This is a genomic window from Nocardiopsis sp. TSRI0078, assembly GCF_001905145.1.
Taxonomy (GTDB): domain Bacteria; phylum Actinomycetota; class Actinomycetes; order Streptosporangiales; family Streptosporangiaceae; genus Nocardiopsis.
Map to the genome: position 1 here is coordinate 54,775 of NZ_LWLB01000012.1, position 18,381 is coordinate 73,155.

Here is an 18,381-nt window from a genome sequence, read left to right on the forward strand (position 1 = left end):
AAGACCCGCACACCACCGAAGGAGTCCCCATGGGAAGCAGCAGCTGGTCCACCGACGCCTACCACGCCCGCGCGGCCTACAACGCCGCCGCGGGAGCCAGCAGCTTCGGCTACACCGACGACGTGGCCTCGTCCTTGCCTCGCGACGAGTGGAGGGTCCACGAGTCCCTCGACCCGAAGGGCGTGGCCCTCCGCGAGAGCCGCGACTCCGCCGAGCACCCGGACTCGCTCGCCATCTCCGTGCTGTTCGACGTCACCGGGTCCATGCGCAACGTGCCGCGCGTGCTCCAGACCAAGCTGCCGGACCTGTTCGGCCTCCTGCTGCGCAAGGGCTACGTGGCGGACCCGCAGATCCTGTTCGGCGCGGTCGGCGACGCCACCTGCGACCGCGCCCCGCTCCAGGTCGGCCAGTTCGAGTCCGGCAACGAACTGGAGGACGACCTGGGCAACATCCTGCTGGAGGGCGGTGGCGGCGGCCAGGTCACCGAGTCCTACGAGCTGGCCATGTACTTCATGGCCCGGCACACCTCCATGGACTGCCTGGAAAAGCGCGGACGCAGGGGCCACCTGTTCCTCGTCGGGGACGAGACGGCCTACGGCGCGGTCAAGGCCAGGGAGGTGCGCGAGGTGATCGGCGACGACCTCGACGAGGACATCCCGTTCCCGGCGATCCTCGCCGAGCTGCGGCGCAGCTTCGAGGTGTACTTCGTCATGCCGACCGGCAGCGGGCACTTCCACAACCCGAAGGTCCGCGGCTTCTGGGACACGTACCTGGGACAGAACGTCATCTACCTGGACGACCTCGACGCCGTGTCGGAGACCATCGCGGTCACCGTCGGGCTGGCCGAGGAGGCCATCGACCTGGAGGAGGGGCTGGCCGACCTCGCCGAGGCGGGGTCCGGCGCCGGCGACGTGGTCGGCAGGGCGCTGCGCCCGCTGTCGGACGCGCGCGGCTCGGCCGTGGTCTCGGGGGCGCCCGACGGCCTGGCCGGCGGCCCGGACGAGGGCGGGGTGGACCGGCTGTGACCACCGCTCCCCCGCCGTGGGCCGACGGGCACGCCGCCGTCGTCGACCTGGGGTTCGGTGACGCGGGCAAGGGCGCGACGGTCGACCTGCTGTGCGCACGGCGGCGCTTCGGCGCCGTCGTGCGGGCCAACGGGGGCGCCCAGGCGGCGCACAACGTGGTGGCCCCCGACGGCCGCCACCACACGTTCTCGCAGTTCGGCGCGGGCACGCTGGCGCCCGACGGCCCCGTGCCCACGCACCTGTCGCGGTTCGTGGTGGTGGACCCCCTCGCCCTGGCCGCCGAGGCCGTGCACCTGGCCGCGATCGGCGTCGCCTCCCCGTTCTCACTGGTCACGGTGGACCGGCGGGCGCTGATCAGCACGCCGTGGCACCGCGCCGCCAACCATGCGCGGGAGCGGGCGCGCGGAGACGGGCGGCACGGCTCCTGCGGGATGGGCGTGGGCGAGGCCATGGCCTACGCCCTGGCCCGCCCGGAGGACGCGCCGACCGCCGGCGACTGCGGGCACCCGGCGCGGCTGCGCCGCAAGCTGCGTCGCCTGGCCGACCACCTGGACGCCGTGCGCCGGGAGCTCGCCCGTCCCGGGACCGGGGCGGCGGAGACCGGGGAGGGAGGCGGGCCCGCGGACGGCCTCGCGGGCGCCCCGGCGAACGGCCCCGCGGACCCCGACATCGAGGAGTGTGTGGAGGCCTGCCTCGCCTTCGCCCGGCGGGTGCGGCTGGTGGACGAGGGGTACCTGCCCCGGCTGCTCGCCCGCTCCCCCGTGGTGTTCGAGGGGGCCCAGGGCGTGCTGCTGGACGAGTGGCACGGCTTCCACCCCCACACGACCTGGTCCACGACGACCACGGCGAACCCGCTCACGCTCCTGGCCGAGGCCGGCCGGCCCGGCGACGTCCGCAGGATCGGTGTGGTGCGCACCTACACCACCCGGCACGGGGCGGGCCCGCTGGTGTCCGAGGACCCGGGGCTGGGCGCGGTGCTGGCGGAGCCGCACAACGGCGCACACCCCTGGCAGGGGGCGTTCCGGGTGGGCCACTTCGACGCGGTGGCCCACCGGTACGCGGTCGCGGCCACGGGCGGGGTGGACTCCCTGGTGGTCACGCACGCCGACGCTCCCGCCCGCGCGGGCGGGAGGCTGCGCTGGTGCACGGCCTACACCGCCCCGGACGGGTCGTTCCTGGAGCCGTCCCCCTCCGAGGCACCGGATCCCACCCGGCCGGGTAGCGCCGTGGACGGCGCCTCCCACCTCGCACGTCAGGAGCGGCTCACCCGGGCCCTGCTGGCGGCCCGGCCCGTGCTGTCGGCGATGCCGGACTCCCCCGCCGAGGCGGTCGGCGAGGCACTGGGGCTGCCGCTGGAGGCGGTGACGGGCGGGCCGACCCGCGCCGACGCCCGCGTCCCGTCGCGGTCCGGCCGCCCTGTTCCGGTGAGCGCCCGCCCCTGACGGGCGGCGGTGCCGGGGGCGGCCGCGTCGGCCGGATCCCACCGTCGCCGCACGGGTCCCGACACGTCGGTCGGCATGTCCTCAGACGACGGTCAGGTGGTAGGTGGTGTCCACCCAGAAGCCCAGGCCGTTGTCCGCCTTGATCTCCAGCACGTATCCGCCGGGGCTCAGGGGGGCGATCGCGCCCCACAGTCCCCAGCTGTGCCTGCGGACCCACAGCGGGCTGCGGAACACCCCCTGGAACTCCTCCAGTTGCAGGGGAACGCCGTTGAGGTGCGCGTCGGCACGCAGAACCGGCATGGCCACCGGCTCCTTGGAGTGCTCGAAGGAGTACTGCATGTTGAACACCGGGAAGAACAGGGGGCGCCCCGTGGGAACCTCGCATCGGCGCACGACCCTGCCCCCGTAGGTACCGGCGAGGAACCACAGGTCGTCCGGCTGGTTGTGGGCCGCGTGCCGTCCGGTGGTGTCCTCGACCGGGTCACACCCCTCCGGCGCCGACCAGACCCACTTCCACCAGCGAGCCGAGAGTGCGACGCCCTCACGGGCTCCGACCCGCCACATCCCGCCGTCCGGCACGACCTCGCCCATGGCACCTCTCTCCCCTGTCCGGCGTCCACCGTGAACGCCCTCGCTGCGCGGATCGTACCGATATCGGGAGGGCGCGCCGACACGCGGTATCCCGCGGAACGTGTCCTCGGGTGCCCGCGAGCGGACGTGCGTTAGCGTGGCAACGTGACCTCCATCACCGAACCCAGGGTCCGCGACTTCCTGCTCCAGGGCACCCGCACCGGCATGCTCGCCTACACCGCCTCGGACGGGCGGCCGCTGGCGGCGCCGGTGTGGTTCACCGTCGAGGACGGCGAGGTCGTCTTCAACACCGGCGGGAAGACCGCGAAGGGCCGCTCGATCGCCCGCGACCCGCGCGTGACGCTCACCGTCGACCTGCCCGAGCCGCCCTACGCCTTCGTCCAGGTGCAGGGCGAGGCCCGTGTCTCGGAGGACCTCGACGAGCTGGTGCGCACCGCGACCGCGATCGCCCGCCGCTACGTGGGGCCGGAGCAGGCCGAGGAGTTCGGACGGCGCAACGGCGTTCCCGGCGAGCTCGTGGTGCGGGTACGCCCGACCAAGGTCGTCTCCGCCTTCGACATGACCGACTGAGCACCGTCCCGGCCCCTTCCGGAACCAGGGCCCCGCGCCACGGGATCCGCTCCCTCCTGGGCCCCGCCGGCCCTCCGTCGGTCCCGGCCTCCCCCGGCCCCCGCGCTGAGCGGAAGGCACCGGGCCTCAGCCGGTGAGGTCCGCGCGGCGAGGAACCGGGGCGGGCACGCCTGTGGCCGCGGCCCCGGAAGGGGGCGCGGCCACAGGCGTCGGGTCCGGCGGGTCAGCCGATCTCGGCCATGACCTCGTCGGGGATGTCGGCGTTGGTGTAGACGTTCTGCACGTCGTCGGAGTCCTCCAGCGCGTCCACCACCCGCATGACCTTCTTGGCGGTGTCGGCCTCGACCGGGACCTCCATGGTCGGCAGGAAACTGGACTCGGCGGAGTCGTACTCGATGCCCGCCTCCTGGAGCGCGGTGCGCACCTCGACCAGGTCGGTGGCCTCGCACACGATCTCGAAGGACTCGCCCAGGTCGTCGACCTCCTCGGCACCGGCCTCCAGCACCGCCAGGGTCACGTCGTCCTCGGTGGTGCCCTCCTTGGGCACGATCACGACGCCCTTGCGGTTGAACAGGTAGGACACCGAACCGGCGTCGGCCATGTTGCCGCCGTTGCGGGTCACGGCCACGCGCACCTCGGAGGCGGCGCGGTTGCGGTTGTCGGTCAGGCACTCCACCAGCAGCGCCACGCCGCCGGGCGCGTAGCCCTCGTACATGATGGTCTGCCACTCGGAGCCGCCGGCCTCCTCACCGGAGCCGCGCTTGCGGGCACGCTCGATGTTGTCGAGCGGAACCGAGTTCTTCTTCGCCTTCTGAATGGCGTCGTAGAGCGTCGGGTTCCCGTCGGGGTCCCCACCACCGGTACGCGCGGCCACCTCGATGTTCTTGATCAGCTTGGCGAAGAGCTTGCCGCGCTTGGCATCGATGACGGCTTTCTTGTGCTTGGTGGTGGCCCACTTTGAGTGGCCGCTCATGAATGTCCTTTCACGATGTCGACGAAGAGGCGGTGGACGCGCGTGTCGCCGGTCAGTTCGGGATGGAAGGACGTGGCCATCAGGCCGCCCTGTCGTACGGCGACGATCCTACCGGCCCCGTCGGGGCCGGGGACTTCGCCGAGCACGGTGACCCCGGCTCCCACCGACTCCACCCAGGGGGCGCGGATGAACACCGCGTCGAAGGGGCCGCCCTCCAGTCCGTCGACGTGTACGGCCGTCTCGAACGACTCGGTCTGGCGTCCGAACGCGTTGCGGCGCACCGACATGTCGATCCCGCCGACGGTCTGCTGGTCGGCGGTCCCGCCCAGGAGCCGGTCGGCGAGCATGATCATCCCGGCGCACGTGCCGTAGGCGGGCATCCCCGCCGCGATCCGCTTGCGCAGCGGCTCCAGCAGGCCGTACCGGACGGCCAGCTTGGACATGGTGGTGGACTCCCCTCCGGGGATGACCAGTCCGTCCAGGGTGTCGAGCTGGTCGGGGGAGAGCACCTTGACGGTGTGCGCGTCCAGTGCGTCGAGGACGCGCAGGTGCTCGGCGACGTCACCCTGCAGGGCGAGGACGCCGATGGTGGGTCTTGCGGTCAAGAACGGCCTCACTCGTGTGGCTCGCGTACTGGCTGGGCGGGGGCGGGGCCGCGTGGCACCGCCCCCGGGGTCGTCCGCCGGCCGGCGGACGCGCCGCCCCGGTGCGCGCGGGCGCGCCGAGGGCGGGTGCTACCAGCCGCGACCGGCGTAGCGCTGGGTGTCGGACAGGTCGTCCAGGTTGATGCCGACCATGGCCTCGCCCAGGCCGCGGGACACGCGCGCGATCACTGCGGGGTCCTCGTAGTGCAGGGTGGCCTGCACGATGGCGTCGGCGCGCCTGGCCGGGTCGCCGGACTTGAAGATGCCCGAGCCCACGAACACGCTCTCGGCGCCGAGCTGGCGCATGAGCGCGGCGTCGGCCGGGGTGGCCACGCCTCCGGCGGAGAACAGCGGCACCGGGAGCTTGCCCAGCGCCGCGACCTCCCTGACGACCTCGAAGGGGGCGCGCAGCTCCTTGGCGGCGCCGAACAACTCGGCCTCGTCCAGCGTGCCCAGGCGCTTGATCTCGGCGCGGATGGACCGCATGTGGCGGGTGGCCTCGACGACGTTGCCGGTACCGGCCTCGCCCTTGGAACGGATCATGGCCGCGCCCTCGGCGATGCGGCGCAGCGCCTCGCCCAGGTTGGTGGCGCCGCACACGAAGGGGACGGTGAACGCCCACTTGTCGATGTGGTAGGCCTCGTCGGCGGGTGTGAGGACCTCGGACTCGTCGATGAAGTCGACGCCGAGCGACTCCAGGACTTGGGCCTCGACGAAGTGCCCGATGCGGACCTTGGCCATGACCGGGATGGACACGGCCCCGACGATGCCGTCGATCATGTCGGGGTCGGACATGCGGGCGACGCCGCCGTCCTTGCGGATGTCGGCCGGGACGCGCTCCAGGGCCATGACAGCGACGGCACCGGCGTCCTCGGCGATCTTGGCCTGCTCGGGCGTGACGACGTCCATGATGACGCCGTTCTTGAGCTGCTCGGCCATGCCGCGCTTGACACGCTCGGTACCGACGGCGTTGTCGGAGGTGTTCGATGCGTTGTTGGCCACGGTTGTGGACTCCCGTTGTGTTGTTCTGCTGAAGGGCTGCGGTTCCCGGACAGCGCCGCTTCCTCCCGGCCGTGCCGGGCCCTGCGGGCGGTGCCGCGGTCGCGGGCAGCGGAGTCGGCGGCCTCACGCGGCGGTACGCGGACACCGTCGGCGCCACGCACCCTGGTCGACCAGCCTCCCATCCTACTTCCACCCCCTTTCGGGGGTTTTGGCCAGATCGGTGTTTTCGGGGCCCGCTTCCTTACAGGGTGTCGGGCCCGACCGGCAGGAGCGGCATGCGCGGCGGCTGGTCGTCGATCTCGAAGAAGTCCGGCAGCGGCGCCGTACCCGCCAGCCGGAACGCCCGCACGAGTCTGGACCGGCGGGCGCGGCGGGTGTCGGAGACGGCGCCGTTGTAGAACGTGCGCGCCATGTGGACGCCCTTGGCCGCCGCCTCCACCTCGGCCAGCTGGGGCCTCAGCAGTTCCCAACGCTCGGTGGTGCCGTGGGATTCCAGGGAGGCGCGCAGCACGCGGGAGAGCGTGCTCTCGGCCAGGTCGTGCTGGCCCTCCCCCGCGTCGCGCGCGGCCCCGGCCGCCCCGGCCAGCTCACCGAACGCCCCGGGGTCGGCGGCGGCCAGGGCGAGCGCGGCGTCGCGGCGCCGGAGCAGGGCGGCCTCCAGCCCGGCGCGGGCGGTGTCGACCCGGTGGTGCAGGCGGTGCAGGCGGGTGGCCCGCCAGGACAGGTAGAACCCGAACAGCGCCAGCGCCAGGAGGGTCCCGACGATCGCGATGACGAAGAGGGCGTCCTCGCTCAGGGCCGTTCACCCCGCTCGGACAGAATGGTCACGGTGTCCCCCGGTGCAGCAGTGCGGTGGCGCGGGGCCCGGTGTCCAGGCGCACCCCCTCGGGGCGGCCGTGTCCGGCCCCGTCCCACATCAGGACGGTCTGGTAGACGTGGGCGACGTCGGCGGCGACCGTGTCCCAGTCGTAGGCGCGTACCGCCCGGCGGGCGGCCAGGGACAGCTCGGCGCGCCGGTCGGGGGCCTCCAGCAGCGCCCCGGCGCGTTCGGCCAGGTGGGCGGGGTCGCCCACGGTGAACAGCTCCCCGGCGGCACCGCCGTCCAGGACGGCGGAGAAGGCCGGGATGTCGCTGGCCACGATGGCCGCGCCGGCCGCCATCGCCTCGGTCAGGACGATACCGAAGCTCTCCCCGCCCAGGTTGGGCGCGCAGAACACGTCGGTGGAGTGGTAGGCGCGCACCTTGTCGGCGTCGTCCAGGCGACCCAGCAGCACGACGCGTTCGCGCAGGTGCTCGGGAACGGCGTCCATGGCCGCCGAGGGGTCTCCGGGGCCGGCCACCAACAGGCGCAGGGACGGGCGTGCGGGCGCCATCAGCGCGAAGGCCTCCAACAGGACGCCCAGGCCCTTGCGGGGTTCGTCCAGGCGCCCCAGGAAGCCGATCGAGCCGCCCTCTCCCGGCCATCCGGGCAGCGGCTCGGCCCGGGAGAACCTGCGCACCGCCACCCCGTTGGGGATGAGCACGGCGTCCCCGCCGAGGTGTTCGACCAGGGTGCGCCGGGCCGCCTCGGACACGGCGATGCGCCCGTTGATCTTCTCCATCGCCGAGCGCAGCGCCGGGGAGCCGACCGCCATCGCCCGCGAGCGCGGGTTGGAGGTGTGGAAGGTGGCCACCAGCGGCCCGTCGGCCGCCCAGCACGCCAGCAGCGAGACGCTCGGCGAGGAGGGCTCGTGGATGTGCAGGACGTCGAACCCGCCCTCGGCGATCCACCGGCGCACCCGCGAGGCGGCCCTGGGGCCGAAGCTGAGCCTGGCCACCGAACCGTTGTAGGGCACGGGGACCGGCTTGCCGGCGGGAACCAGGTAGTCGGGCAGGCGGGCCCCGTCGGCGTCGCCCACCGGCGCCAGGACCGACACCTCGTGGCCCATGCCGGCGAGTGCCTCGGCGAGGTCGCCGACGTGCTGCTGCACCCCGCCGGGGACGTCCCAGGCGTAGGGGCAGACCAGACCGATACGCATGGCCGCGTTCACCCGTTCCGCTCGTGGCGTTCGAGGGTTCCCGCCCCGCCGCGCCCGGCGGCCCCGGGCGGCTCGGCCGCCGCGGCCCGTTCCCGGCAGGCGCGGTCGCGTTCGTGGTCGGAGCTGAACACCGGTTGGAGCATGTGCCAGTCCTCGGGGTGCTCGGCGATCGCCCCCTCGAAGACGCGGAGCAGTTCCTGGGTGGTGTTCCGGACGCGCTCGGAGCGGGTGGCTCCCTCCGCGACGGGGATCTCCTCGTGCACGCGGATGTTCCAGTACGGACCGTCGTACCAGAGCGAGACCGGCATCAGGGCGGCGCCGGTGTTCAGGGCCAGGGCCGCGGGTCCGGAGGGGACGCGGGCGCCCTCCCCGAAGAACTCCACCTCCAGGCCGGTGCCGCCGACGTCGCGGTCGGCGAGCAGGCACACCAGTCCGCCGTCGCGCAGCCGCCGGGCCAGGGTGCCCACGGTGCCCGAGCCGCCCCCGGTCAGCGGCAGCACCTCCATGCCCAGGGACTCCCGGTAGGCGGTGAAGCGCTGGAAGAGGCTCTCGGGGCGCAGCCGCTGGGCGACGGTGGTCAGGGGGATGCCGTGGAGGGTGATCCAGGCGCCGGCGTGGTCCCAGTTGCCCATGTGCGGCAGGGCGGCGACCACGCCGCGGCCGGACCGGATGTGCTTCTCCAGCACGTCGATCCCGGTGGCGCGGGTGCGGTCGAGGATGTACTCCTCGCCCATCGCGGGGAGGCGGAACATCTCGTAGAAGTAGCGCATGTAGGAACGCATACCCGCGCGCGAGAGCGCACGCGTCTGGGCGTCGGTGGCCCCGGGGCCGAGCAGGCGCCGCAGGTTGCGCTCCAGGCCGCGGGTCCCGGCGTCGTGGGCGCGCCAGGAGCGGTCGGCCAGTCGCTGGAACACCGCCCGCCCCACGCTGTCCGGCGCGCGGCGGACCATCGCCCAGCCCGCGGAGTAGGCCAGGTCGGCCATGCGTTCGTCCACGTCGTCTCCCCCGTCGTCCCGGTCTTGGTCAGGCCCCGCCGCCGGCGTCGCCCGCCCCGGTGGCGTCGTCGGCGAGGTCGGGGGCGTTGAGGCGGGCCCGGGTCTCCACCAGGCGCTGCAGGACGGTGATCAGGCTCATCCCGGCGAGCAGCCACAGGCCCCCGGCGAGGATGTAGGGCACGCCCAGCTCGCTGAGGCCGACGGCGACCAGGATGACCACCAGGCGCTCGGTGCGCTCGGCGACGCCGACGTCGCAGTTGACGCCCAGGCCCTCGGCCCGGGCCTTGATGTAGGACACCATGAAGCCGCTGATGAGGCAGAAGAGGGTGAGGCCCGCGAGCAGGGGGTCGTCGCCCTCCCCGATGAACCACCACAGGAGCCCGGCGAGGATGGAGGCGTCGGCCACCCGGTCCAGGCTGGAGTCGAGGAAGGCGCCGAACGCGCTGGCGCTGTCCCTGGCCCTGGCCACGGCGCCGTCGAGCATGTCGAAGAGGGCGAAGACGGTGATGACCACCGAGCCCGCGTACAGCTGGCCGCGCGGATAGAAGTACAGGGCGCTGACGACGACGCCGGTGGCGCCGACGATCGTGATGATGTTCGGTGTGAGGCCGAGGCGGGCCAGGCTCCGGCCGAGCGGAGCGGTGACCCGGGAGGTGATGGGGCGAAGGATTCTCAGCATGTCTTCTTGGGATCGTAGGGCGGGAACGGTCGCGGGGGTGGGAACCGCACCGGTGGGGGTGGCGTGCCGTCGGGCGCCGTCCTGGTGGAGCGGGGCGCGTGCCGGTCCTGCGGCCCCGGTCTCCTAGTCCCCGGGCCAGAGTTCGGCCAGTCGGGCCCGGGTCTGCTCCAGCATCTCGGGCAGCACCTTGGTCTGGCCGACGACGGACATGAAGTTGGTGTCGCCGCCCCAGCGGGGAACGACGTGCTGGTGCAGGTGCGCGGCGATCCCCGCACCCGCCACGGTACCGAGGTTCATGCCGACGTTGAAGCCCTGCGGCCCGTAGGCGGCGGTCAGCGCACGGATGCCCGCCCGGGTGAGCGCGGCCACCTCGGCGGTCTCGTCCTCGTCCAGGGAGGTGTAGTCCGCGGCGTGGCGGTAGGGGCACACCAAGAGGTGGCCGCTGTTGTAGGGGTAGAGGTTGAGCACCACGTAGGCCGACTTGCCCCGGGCGACCACGAGGCCCTCGGGGTCGGGCAGTCCGGGGGCGCGGCAGAAGGGGCAACCGTCCTCGGGGCGGGAGCCGGTGGGCTTGTTCTCCCCCTTGATGTAGGCCATGCGGTGCGGCGTCCAGAGCCGCTCCCAGCCGTCGGGGCTCCCGGTCCCCGCGCCGGGAGGGTCCTGCGGACCGTGTCCGTGCTCGTTGTCGGCACCGCTCATGGCTCGTCCGTTTCCGTCGCCTGTCCGTACTCTCTCGCGCTACCAAGCATAGGAGCGCGCCGGGGAGGGCGCACCGGAGCCGGTGTGCTGTGGACGACCGCGGCCCGGGGTGCTCCGGCGCGTCCCCCGGCGGCGTTCGCGGGGGCGCGAGGGGCCGCGGGGACGGCCGTGCGTAGTCTCGGTCTCCGTGTTGACTCTGCACCCCGCCGCTCCGGCGGACCACGAGGCACTGACCGCGTTCCTGCGCGGGGTCGACCTGACCCTGAGCGGACTCGACTCCCCCTCGGTACGCCTGTGGGTCGAGCGGGACGCCGACGGGGCGATCGCCGCCACCACGGGCTTCGAGCTCAGCGCCGACGGGCACGACGCGCTCATCCGCAGCGTGGCGGTCCGCAAGGACCGGCGCCGCGCGGGCGCGGGATCCGCGCTGGCCAGGCACGCGGTCGAGCGGGCCGCCGCGTGCGGCGCCCGGCGGGCGTGGCTGTTCAGCCGCCGCTCCGGCCCCTTCTGGCGCAAGCTCGGCTTCGGGCCCGCCGACCGCCGTGAGCTGGCCCGCAGGCTCCCCGACACGTACCAGGTGCGCCTGTTCACGGAGACGGGCCAGCTCGACCGGGAGGTCGCCTGGTGCAGGCCCCTTCCCTGACGCTCCGCCCGCGGCCGCGGGCGGGGTGCCGGGGCGTTGGCCGCCGTGCGGCGGTGGACGGGGCCCGGCCGGGCCTGTTCTTCGGACCGGGTCCTTGTCGCCCATGGGGTTGTCCGGGCGCCCGCGGGGCTCGGGAGGCGGCGCGGGCGGGTGCGCGGGCAGCGGGCGGGCCCGCCGTAGGCGCCGGGGTTCCCGCTCCCGGGGCGAGCCGGACACGGACCGAAGCGCGGCGCAAAGGCCCCGGAGGACACCGGCTAGAGGCCCAGCAGTGTGCGCAGGTGGCGCGGGGGCGGGCTGCCGTGGGCGAGCATCGCGTCGTGCCTCTGGCGCTCGGTGAGCGAGGGGCGCGCCGCCGCCAGGTCGCGGGAGATGTCGCCGACCTCGGCGTAGCCGACGTAGTAGGTGGACAGCTGGGCGCTGGTGAGCTGGGCCCTGCGCCACTTGCCCACGGCCTCGCCCTCCTCCTGGTGGCCGCGCTGGGTGAGCAGGGAGATCGCCTCGGACTCGGTGAGGTCGCCGGTGTGCAGGCGCACGTCCAGGATCGCGTTGAGGATCGTGCGCAGGCGCATCTTGAGCTGCACCAGGCGCAGGGCGAGGTCCTCCCGGTGGTCGCCCGACCAGCCGTGGCGGGCCATCGCCTCCTCGGCGTAGACCGCCCAGCCCTCCACGAAGGTACCGCTGGACAGGACGTTGCCCACCCGGGTGCCTCCGGTGTGGCGGACCGCGTGGGCCAGCTGCAGGGCGTGGCCCGGCACGGCCTCGTGGACCATGAGGTTGCGCAGCATGCCCTCGTGGTACTCGCGGAGGAACGACTCCCGCCGCTCGGCGGGCCAGTCCGCCGGCGGCGGGGACACCGCGACCAGGGTCGGCTGCTCCCTGGCCCGGGGGGCGAGCGGGCCGGGGGGCTCGCAGTAGGCCACGGAGATCCCCCGGCGGGACTCGGGCATCGGGACGATCCGCACCGGGTCGTCGTGGACCGTCACCATGTCGAGCCCGCGCACCCGCTCGTTCAGGTGCCGGAGCGCGTCGGCGCAGGCGGGGCGGACGGTGTCGGCGCTGGTGGCGTTCTCGTCGGCGAGCGCGGAGAGCACCTCGGCCACCTGTCCCCGGTGGCGCGGGGCGCCCTGGTACTCGGCGGCGGCCTCGGCGATCGCCTCCTCGGTGGCGAGCAGGTCGCTCTCGGCGCGGACCAGGAGCGCCTCGGGGGACAGCTCGGAGTCGAGCGTGTACCACAGCTGGGCGGCGAAGTCGCGCTCTCCCAGGCGGGGGTCGGCGGTGGCGCCCTCCAGCCGGCCGCGCAGCCAGGCCGTGTACTCCTCCACGGCGGCCAGGGCGGCCTCGCGGGCAGGTTCCACCTCAAAGGCCGCGGACGGCTCCTGCGCGGCCAGGGCGGGCACGTCGGAGAGGAGCATGGCGCGGGCCCCGTCGGCCTGCGCCAGGGCCGTCTCCACGTGCACGCGGGGCATCCCGGGGCCCTCGGACAGGCGCGAGCGCGCGGTGGCGAGGTAGTCGGGGAGCGCGGCGCAGCGCGCGGCGAGCGCGGAGAGGCGTTCGGGAAGGGGGAGGGTGTCGCGTTCCAGGAGGGCGTGAAGGGCCTCGCCGGGCGAGTGCAGGAGCGGGTCCCACGTGTGCGGCCGCAGCTCGGCGGTGTGCCACAGGTCGGCGCTGACGCGTGCGCGCAGGACCTCCAGGTCGACCAGGTCGCCCTCGGGGATCAGGTCGGCGTCGATCTCGTCCAGGGAGCCGAGGGCGTCGGTGAGCAGGGCGGCACGGCGCATGTCCGCGTCGGCGGAGTGGTCTGACAGGCGGGAGGCACCCCGGGTGTCCCCCAGGTCCAGCGCCCACTCGGGGGCGTCGTCGAGCAGGGAGTCGAGCACGCGCTCGGCCACCTCGCGGAACCGCCGGGTCATCGCCTCTGCGTCGGGCTGGGAAGAGCTCATTGCGCCATGATGCCAGCACGGACGCCCGGTTCCCGACCTGCGGGAACCGGGCCGTGCTCTGTGCGGGACCCCGGCCCGGGCGGCCCTCCTAGCGCCAGGAGTTCTGGCCGCCCGTGGAAGTGGGCTGTCCGGCGGCGCCCTCGGGGTCCCCCACCGTGATGGCGTGCTCGACGAGGGTGATGAGCGTCGACTTGGTGGAGGCCCGGTCGCGGGCGTCCACCTGGACGATCGGGATCTCCGGACTGAGCGTCAGAGCGTCCCGGACCTCGTCCGCGGCATGGGGGTAGTAGCCGTCGAAGCCGTTGATCGCCACGATGAAGGGCAGACGCGCCTCCTCGAAGTAGTCGATCGCGGGGAAGCAGTCCGCCAGACGGCGGGTGTCCACCAGCACGACGGCACCGATCGCGCCCTTGACCAGGTCGTCCCACATGAACCAGAACCGGTGCTGTCCGGGGGTGCCGAACAGGTACAGGATCAGGTCGGAGTCCAGGGAGACACGGCCGAAGTCCATGGCCACGGTGGTGGTCTGCTTGTCCGGCGTCTTGGCGAGGTCGTCCACCCCGACGCTGGCGCTGGTCATGACCGCCTCGGTGGTCAGCGGCACGATCTCGGAGACAGAGCCAACGAATGTCGTCTTCCCGACACCGAAGCCCCCGGCGACGACGATCTTGACCGACGTCATCGCGTTCCCCCCAGCACCGCCTTCCTCGGCTGGGCTAGAGCTTGCGAAGTCCACTGAGCACCCTTTCAAGCAGGTTGGTGTTGGGACGGGCATCGTTGTTGAGCGAGGACCTGATCTGGACCAGTCCCTGCTCGGACATGTCCGCCACAAGCACCCGCGCCACACCGAGCGGCATCCGCAACAGCGCGGAGATCTCCGCCACGGAACGCCATTCTCGGCACAGGTCACTGATCGCCTGCCATTCGGGCGTCAGCGTCCCAGACTCGTTACGGGCCGCCGCGGTGGCCGAGATCAGAGCTTCCAGGGGAAGCTGCGACTTCGGTTTGGTGCGGCCCTTGGTCACCGCGTAGGGGCGGACCAGAGAACTGGGCGCGCTCCCCGCGGCGGGTCGTTGTTCATACGGTTGTTGGATTGGTCGGGGAACATCTCCGCCGCCCGGAACCGCCGGCATTCCCCCCGTGGGGGGACCGCCCGGCTGTTGTCCGAACCACGAGGCGCTCCCGGCATCTCTACTGTGAGGTGCCACCACTTCCTCCTGTCGGTGGTGGTTCAGTGGATTCCCGAGGTGCGCGCCGTTGGTGTCAGCGCCCGCCCCGCCCGCTCGACGAGCAGAGTCATCTCGTACGCGACCAGACCCAGGTCGCTTTCCGCCGCCGCCAGGACCGCGAGGCAGGAGCCGTCGCTGATGGCCATGATGAGCATCAGCCCCCGCTCCATCTCCACGACGGTCTGGGCGACCGCGCCGCCCTCGAACACCCGGGCCGCGCCCTGCGTCAGGCTCGACAGGCCGGAGGCGATCGCCGCCAGCTGGTCGGCCCGGTCAGCCGGGAAACCCGCCGAGGAGGCCAGCGGAAGGCCGTCAGAGGAGACGACGATCGCGTGGGCGACATCGGGGACCCGGTCGGCAAAGTCAGTGATCAACCAGTTGAGTTCATTCACCTGTCGACTCATCTGATCTCCTGTCCAAATTCGCCGGCTGGTCTGTGGGCACTGCTACCGCCGGCACAGCATGTGACAGCACTGCCTCTACGAACTGCCCGGCCCCTCCCGAGGGGGCGACCGGGAGTCTGGTGTTCTGCTCTCGTCAAGCTACGGGTGTGGCGCGTCCGAGAAGCTCGGTCGATGCTATTGCATCCGGCGCCCGCGGATAAGAGGGACCCCGTCCCACCAGGTTTCACTGGAGTCATCCCTCCGTCGAGCCCTCACCGAGCCGGTTCCGGCCCTCCCGGACACCCTTCTGGAAGCCCGAGAAGCGGTTGCGGACACGGTCCGCGCTACGTGTGGGCATCTGCTTGAAGTTCTCCGGCTTGGGTGCCGTCCCCGGAACAAGGTTTGCCTTGGGAACCCGTTTTGGCAAGCCGGAGGTGGTCAGCCCGCCCGCGAGGGGCTCGGCCGCGGTACGTGCGGCCTTCCAGCCGCGGTCGGCGGCCGAGTTCCACTCCTGCTCGGAGTGGGTGCTCTGCTCGGCGCGCGCCGCGCCCCGGTCGACGCCGTTGCTCCGCCGGCCCTGTTCCGGCGAGACCTGCTGGATCGGGCCGGTCTCGGTGGTGTCCACGGTGGGACCGCCGCTGCGGCGCTTGAACCAGTTGGACTCGATCGCGTCGAAGATCGGCAGCGAGTCGCCGTCCTCGCCCGCCGGGGACGGCGGCACGACCGTGTTGTTGGGCCCCTGGGCACCGCCGTAGCGGCGGGAGAGGTAGGCGGTCGAGCCGTAGCCCTCGCGGGAGTCGGCGCCGGCGTCGGAGCGCCAGTTCCCCGTGTCCGAGGACGACGGAGCCTGCGAGGCGCTCCTCCAGTCGGAGGAGACGGCCGGGAAGGTCTCGGTGTCGTCCCCGCGGGCCGGGGCGGCGGGACGCTCGTGGGTGCCGGTGTCCCGGCGGAACACGTCGCCCGTGCCGCTGTCGGTGCCGGGGCGCTCCTGGGACGGCGTCCCGGTGTTGCCGAAGGCGTCGTAGGAGTCCTGCGACCCCACCGGGTGGCGGAAGGCTCCGGTGTCGGTCACCGGACGGCGGAACGATCCGGTGTCGGTGGTGGGGCGGCGGAACGAGCCCGTGTCGGAGGGCCTGCTGAAGGACCCGGTGTCGGAGGACCGGCCCACGGAACCGCCGTCGCCGAAGGGCGAGCCGCCCGCGTCGGAGCGGGGGGCCGGGTCGAAGAGGCTGCGTCCGCCGCTCTCGGGCTGCGGGCGCTGCGGCTCCTCGTCCTCGGGGACCTCGTAGGGGTCGACGACCGTGCGGCCGCTGTCACCGGCGTTGCCGGTGGTCCCGGCGCCTCTGGTGGTGTCCCACACCGAGCCCGGGTCCGACGGGTTGCCCCACAGGTCCTGTCCGCTGGGCGGGTGCTCCTCACCGCGGGCACCGCCGGGCTGGCGCTTGGGCAGTCCGCCCAGCTCGCCGGGGGCGGGGCCGGTCCCGTCCTCCTGGGTCTGCCAGGGATCGCCCGGCTCGGCGGGCGCCGGGGTGGAGGCGAAGGCCGCCTCGGCGTCGGCGTAGGTGTTGGGCGCGCCCGAGGTGAGCTCGGGACGGCTGTCCGCACCGCCCAGGGAGTGCTGCCCCTCGACGGGGGTGATCAGCAGGTCCGGCGGGAAGATGACGCGGGCGGTGGTCCCGCCGCCGTGCGCCTCCTCCAGGCGGAGCTTGACGCCGTGGCGGTGGGCCAGGCGCGAGACCACGAACAGGCCCATGCGGCGCGAGACCGCGACGTCGATGACCGGCGGGGCGGCCAGGCGGGCGTTGATCGCCTCCAGGTCGTCGGCGGCCATGCCGATACCGCTGTCGGTGACGTCGACCTGGACGCCGCCGTCGTCGAGGGTCTTGGCGCTGACCAGGACCTCGGTGTCGTGCGGGGAGAACGAGGTGGCGTTCTCCACCAGCTCGGCGACCAGGTGGATGACGTCGTTGACCGGGCGTCCGAGCACCGAGATGTGGGAGGGGGCGCGCACGTTGACGCGCTCGTACTGCTCGACCTCGGAGACGGCGCCGCGCAGGACGTCGACCAGCGGGATGGGCTGGGCCCACTTGCGGGTGTTGTCCTGGCCGGACAGGACCAGCAGGTTCTCGTTGTTGCGGCGCATGCGCGTGGCGAGGTGGTCCAGCTGGAACAGGTCGGAGAGGCGGTCGGAGTCCTGCTCGGACTGCTCCAGACCGTCGATGAGGCGCAGCTGCCGCTCCACCAGGGTCTGGCTCCGGCGGGACAGGTTGACGAACATCGCGTTGACGTTGCTGCGCAGGGCGGCCTCGTCGGAGGCCAGTGTCAGGGCCACGCGGTGGACGTCGTCGAAGGCCCGGGCCACCTCACCGATCTCGTCGTGGGTCTCGACCTCGATCGGTGCGACCCTGACGTTCTCGGGGACCGTGCCGGCCTCCTGCATCCGGTTGATCGCGTCGGGCAGGTCGCGCTCGGCGATCCGGCGGGCGCCGTCCTCCAGGGTGCGCAGCGGGCGCACCAGGGAGCGGACCACGAGGGAGGTGAGGACGAAGACCGCGAGGAGCACGCCCGCGACGACGACGAGGTCCATGAGGGCTCGGCCCATGGCCGCGTCGCGCAGCTTGTCGGCCTCGACGGCGATGCCCTCGGCGATCCCCTCCTCGACCTTCTGGAGGCGGTCCAGGGCGGTGTCGGCGATCTCCCTGTAGTCCCCGGGGCCGTCGTTGGCGGTCACACCGGTGAGGTTGTCGCCGCGCTCGGCGCGGTACATGACGCGCATGCGCATCGTGGAGACCTGGCTGACCTCCAGGCCGGTGAAGTTGTTGTCGAAGATCGAGCGCTGTTCGTCGTCCGCGGCCTGGACGAAGTTGGAGATCTCGTTCTCGTAGCGCGCGCGGCTGGAGTCGATGGCCTCGGCGATGCCGCCGGTCATCGTGTTCCGGGACAGGGAGTGGCTCATCAGCGCGGTCTCGTACGAGAGCTGGTCGCGCGCGTTGGACAGCGCGGTCAGCGTGCGCACGCTCTCGCGCAGGGCGGTGTCCCCGGTCGCGTCCGCGATCGTCTGGTTGAACTCGGTCAGCGAGCGGCTGATCGTGCGGTACTTGGTGACGACCGGCAGGACGGTGATACGCGTCTCGTCGACCTCGGTGCGCAGGGAGTCCAGCGTGGAGACCTGGCTGCGCATGGTGGACAGGCGGGTGGAGGCGTTGCCCTCGACCTCGCCCAGGTCCTCCAGCTTGGCGCTGAGGGACTGCTGGAGGTCGCGGGAGGCGTCGCGCTCCTCCTCCATCTGCTGGCGCAGGTCCTCCGACCGCCGCTCGGGGTCGGCGTTGTCGGAGATGTAGATCGCGCTGACGGAGCGCTCACGTCCCAGCTGGTTGGCCAGCTGCACGATGAGGACGCCCACCTCGGCGCGGTTCTGGATGTGGGCGTGGGTGACGGTGGACACCGCCGCCTCGTAGACCCGCAGACCACCGAGCGCGAGTGCTACCGCGGTGGGGATGACGATGAGGGCCACCAGTCGGGAGCGCACCCGCCAGTTACGTGGCCGC

18 protein-coding genes are annotated in these 18,381 nt (G+C 73.0%); 4 read left to right on the forward strand and 14 right to left on the reverse strand.

What is annotated here, in order from left to right:
- The first annotated feature begins 29 nt into the window (after window positions 1–29).
- Together A6A08_RS10690 and A6A08_RS10695 are read left to right on the forward strand one after the other, a co-directional pair.
- Window positions 30–1,025, forward strand: a complete 996-nt coding sequence (locus A6A08_RS10690) for a hypothetical protein (protein WP_073702407.1) — start codon at window positions 30–32, stop codon at window positions 1,023–1,025.
- Window positions 1,022–2,467 (forward strand): adenylosuccinate synthetase, encoded by a 1,446-nt coding sequence (locus A6A08_RS10695; RefSeq protein WP_073702408.1) that lies wholly within the window; start codon window positions 1,022–1,024, stop codon window positions 2,465–2,467. The genes A6A08_RS10690 and A6A08_RS10695 overlap by 4 nt, the downstream gene beginning before the upstream one ends.
- Window positions 2,468–2,548: 81 nt before the next feature.
- Here the strand turns inward: A6A08_RS10695 and A6A08_RS10700 are convergent, their stop codons facing one another.
- The gene (locus tag A6A08_RS10700; protein ID WP_073702409.1) at window positions 2,549–3,058 is read right to left on the reverse strand and encodes a hypothetical protein; all 510 of its coding nucleotides are present in this window, start codon (window positions 3,056–3,058) and stop codon (window positions 2,549–2,551) included.
- A gap of 144 nt (window positions 3,059–3,202) precedes the next feature.
- On the opposite strand from A6A08_RS10700, the gene A6A08_RS10705 reads away from it, so the two are divergent.
- Window positions 3,203–3,628 (forward strand): PPOX class F420-dependent oxidoreductase, encoded by a 426-nt coding sequence (locus A6A08_RS10705; protein WP_073702410.1) that lies wholly within the window; start codon window positions 3,203–3,205, stop codon window positions 3,626–3,628.
- Window positions 3,629–3,851: 223 nt separating this feature from the next.
- Here A6A08_RS10705 and A6A08_RS10710 read toward each other — a convergent pair whose 3' ends face one another.
- From A6A08_RS10710 to A6A08_RS10745, 8 genes are all read right to left on the reverse strand, one after another.
- Window positions 3,852–4,601: a YebC/PmpR family DNA-binding transcriptional regulator gene (locus tag A6A08_RS10710; RefSeq protein WP_073702411.1), complete on the reverse strand. Its 750-nt coding sequence runs from the start codon at window positions 4,599–4,601 to the stop codon at window positions 3,852–3,854.
- Window positions 4,598–5,206: a pyridoxal 5'-phosphate synthase glutaminase subunit PdxT gene (gene pdxT, locus A6A08_RS10715; protein ID WP_073702412.1), complete on the reverse strand. Its 609-nt coding sequence runs from the start codon at window positions 5,204–5,206 to the stop codon at window positions 4,598–4,600. The genes A6A08_RS10710 and pdxT overlap by 4 nt, the downstream gene beginning before the upstream one ends.
- Window positions 5,207–5,335: 129 nt before the next feature.
- Window positions 5,336–6,247, reverse strand: coding sequence for a pyridoxal 5'-phosphate synthase lyase subunit PdxS (gene pdxS / locus A6A08_RS10720; protein WP_073702413.1), 912 nt, complete (start codon window positions 6,245–6,247; stop codon window positions 5,336–5,338).
- A 241-nt stretch (window positions 6,248–6,488) separates the two neighbouring features.
- On the reverse strand, window positions 6,489–7,013 hold the full coding sequence (locus A6A08_RS10725) for a hypothetical protein (RefSeq protein WP_199866912.1): 525 nt from the start codon (window positions 7,011–7,013) through the stop codon (window positions 6,489–6,491).
- A 58-nt stretch (window positions 7,014–7,071) separates the two neighbouring features.
- On the reverse strand, window positions 7,072–8,265 hold the full coding sequence (locus A6A08_RS10730) for a glycosyltransferase family 4 protein (RefSeq protein ID WP_073702783.1): 1,194 nt from the start codon (window positions 8,263–8,265) through the stop codon (window positions 7,072–7,074).
- A gap of 8 nt (window positions 8,266–8,273) precedes the next feature.
- Complete coding sequence (locus tag A6A08_RS10735) at window positions 8,274–9,260, reverse strand: phosphatidylinositol mannoside acyltransferase (protein ID WP_073702415.1); 987 nt, start codon at window positions 9,258–9,260, stop codon at window positions 8,274–8,276.
- 28 nt (window positions 9,261–9,288) lie between these two features.
- Window positions 9,289–9,939: a phosphatidylinositol phosphate synthase gene (pgsA, locus tag A6A08_RS10740; RefSeq protein WP_378699747.1), complete on the reverse strand. Its 651-nt coding sequence runs from the start codon at window positions 9,937–9,939 to the stop codon at window positions 9,289–9,291.
- Between the two features lie 123 nt (window positions 9,940–10,062).
- Window positions 10,063–10,638 (reverse strand): HIT domain-containing protein, encoded by a 576-nt coding sequence (locus A6A08_RS10745; protein ID WP_073702416.1) that lies wholly within the window; start codon window positions 10,636–10,638, stop codon window positions 10,063–10,065.
- Between the two features lie 187 nt (window positions 10,639–10,825).
- Between A6A08_RS10745 and A6A08_RS10750 the strand changes: the two genes are divergently transcribed.
- Window positions 10,826–11,281: a GNAT family N-acetyltransferase gene (locus tag A6A08_RS10750; RefSeq protein ID WP_073702417.1), complete on the forward strand. Its 456-nt coding sequence runs from the start codon at window positions 10,826–10,828 to the stop codon at window positions 11,279–11,281.
- A gap of 254 nt (window positions 11,282–11,535) precedes the next feature.
- Here A6A08_RS10750 and A6A08_RS10755 read toward each other — a convergent pair whose 3' ends face one another.
- The 5 genes from A6A08_RS10755 to A6A08_RS10775 all read right to left on the reverse strand — a co-directional run bounded on the left by A6A08_RS10755 (window position 11,536) and on the right by A6A08_RS10775 (window position 18,362).
- Complete coding sequence (locus tag A6A08_RS10755; protein WP_083609057.1) at window positions 11,536–13,191, reverse strand: DUF885 domain-containing protein; 1,656 nt, start codon at window positions 13,189–13,191, stop codon at window positions 11,536–11,538.
- A gap of 118 nt (window positions 13,192–13,309) precedes the next feature.
- Window positions 13,310–13,903 carry an ATP/GTP-binding protein gene (locus A6A08_RS10760; RefSeq protein ID WP_017572034.1) on the reverse strand — a complete coding sequence of 198 codons (594 nt, stop codon included), beginning with the start codon at window positions 13,901–13,903 and terminating at the stop codon, window positions 13,310–13,312.
- Window positions 13,904–13,937: 34 nt separating this feature from the next.
- Entirely contained in the window at window positions 13,938–14,354 is a 417-nt protein-coding gene (locus tag A6A08_RS10765) for a DUF742 domain-containing protein (RefSeq protein ID WP_236567640.1), read from the reverse strand.
- Between the two features lie 98 nt (window positions 14,355–14,452).
- On the reverse strand, window positions 14,453–14,854 hold the full coding sequence (locus A6A08_RS10770; protein WP_014909276.1) for a roadblock/LC7 domain-containing protein: 402 nt from the start codon (window positions 14,852–14,854) through the stop codon (window positions 14,453–14,455).
- A gap of 232 nt (window positions 14,855–15,086) precedes the next feature.
- Complete coding sequence (locus A6A08_RS10775) at window positions 15,087–18,362, reverse strand: nitrate- and nitrite sensing domain-containing protein (RefSeq protein ID WP_073702419.1); 3,276 nt, start codon at window positions 18,360–18,362, stop codon at window positions 15,087–15,089.
- Between the last annotated feature and the right edge of the window lie 19 nt (window positions 18,363–18,381).

Bases quoted from the DNA above. Each gene is read 5' to 3' on its own strand.
- A6A08_RS10730 (WP_073702783.1), bottom strand. From the start codon at position 8,265: ATGCGTATCGGTCTGGTCTGCCCCTACGCCTGGGACGTCCCCGGCGGG.
- A6A08_RS10690 (WP_073702407.1), top strand. From the start codon at position 30: ATGGGAAGCAGCAGCTGGTCCACCGACGCCTACCACGCCCGCGCGGCC.
- pgsA (WP_378699747.1), bottom strand. From the start codon at position 9,939: ATGCTGAGAATCCTTCGCCCCATCACCTCCCGGGTCACCGCTCCGCTC.
- A6A08_RS10710 (WP_073702411.1), bottom strand. From the start codon at position 4,601: ATGAGCGGCCACTCAAAGTGGGCCACCACCAAGCACAAGAAAGCCGTC.
- A6A08_RS10745 (WP_073702416.1), bottom strand. From the start codon at position 10,638: ATGAGCGGTGCCGACAACGAGCACGGACACGGTCCGCAGGACCCTCCC.
- A6A08_RS10700 (WP_073702409.1), bottom strand. From the start codon at position 3,058: ATGGGCGAGGTCGTGCCGGACGGCGGGATGTGGCGGGTCGGAGCCCGT.
- A6A08_RS10760 (WP_017572034.1), bottom strand. From the start codon at position 13,903: ATGACGTCGGTCAAGATCGTCGTCGCCGGGGGCTTCGGTGTCGGGAAG.
- A6A08_RS10770 (WP_014909276.1), bottom strand. From the start codon at position 14,854: ATGAGTCGACAGGTGAATGAACTCAACTGGTTGATCACTGACTTTGCC.
- A6A08_RS10765 (WP_236567640.1), bottom strand. From the start codon at position 14,354: ATGCCGGCGGTTCCGGGCGGCGGAGATGTTCCCCGACCAATCCAACAA.
- A6A08_RS10755 (WP_083609057.1), bottom strand. From the start codon at position 13,191: ATGACCCGGCGGTTCCGCGAGGTGGCCGAGCGCGTGCTCGACTCCCTG.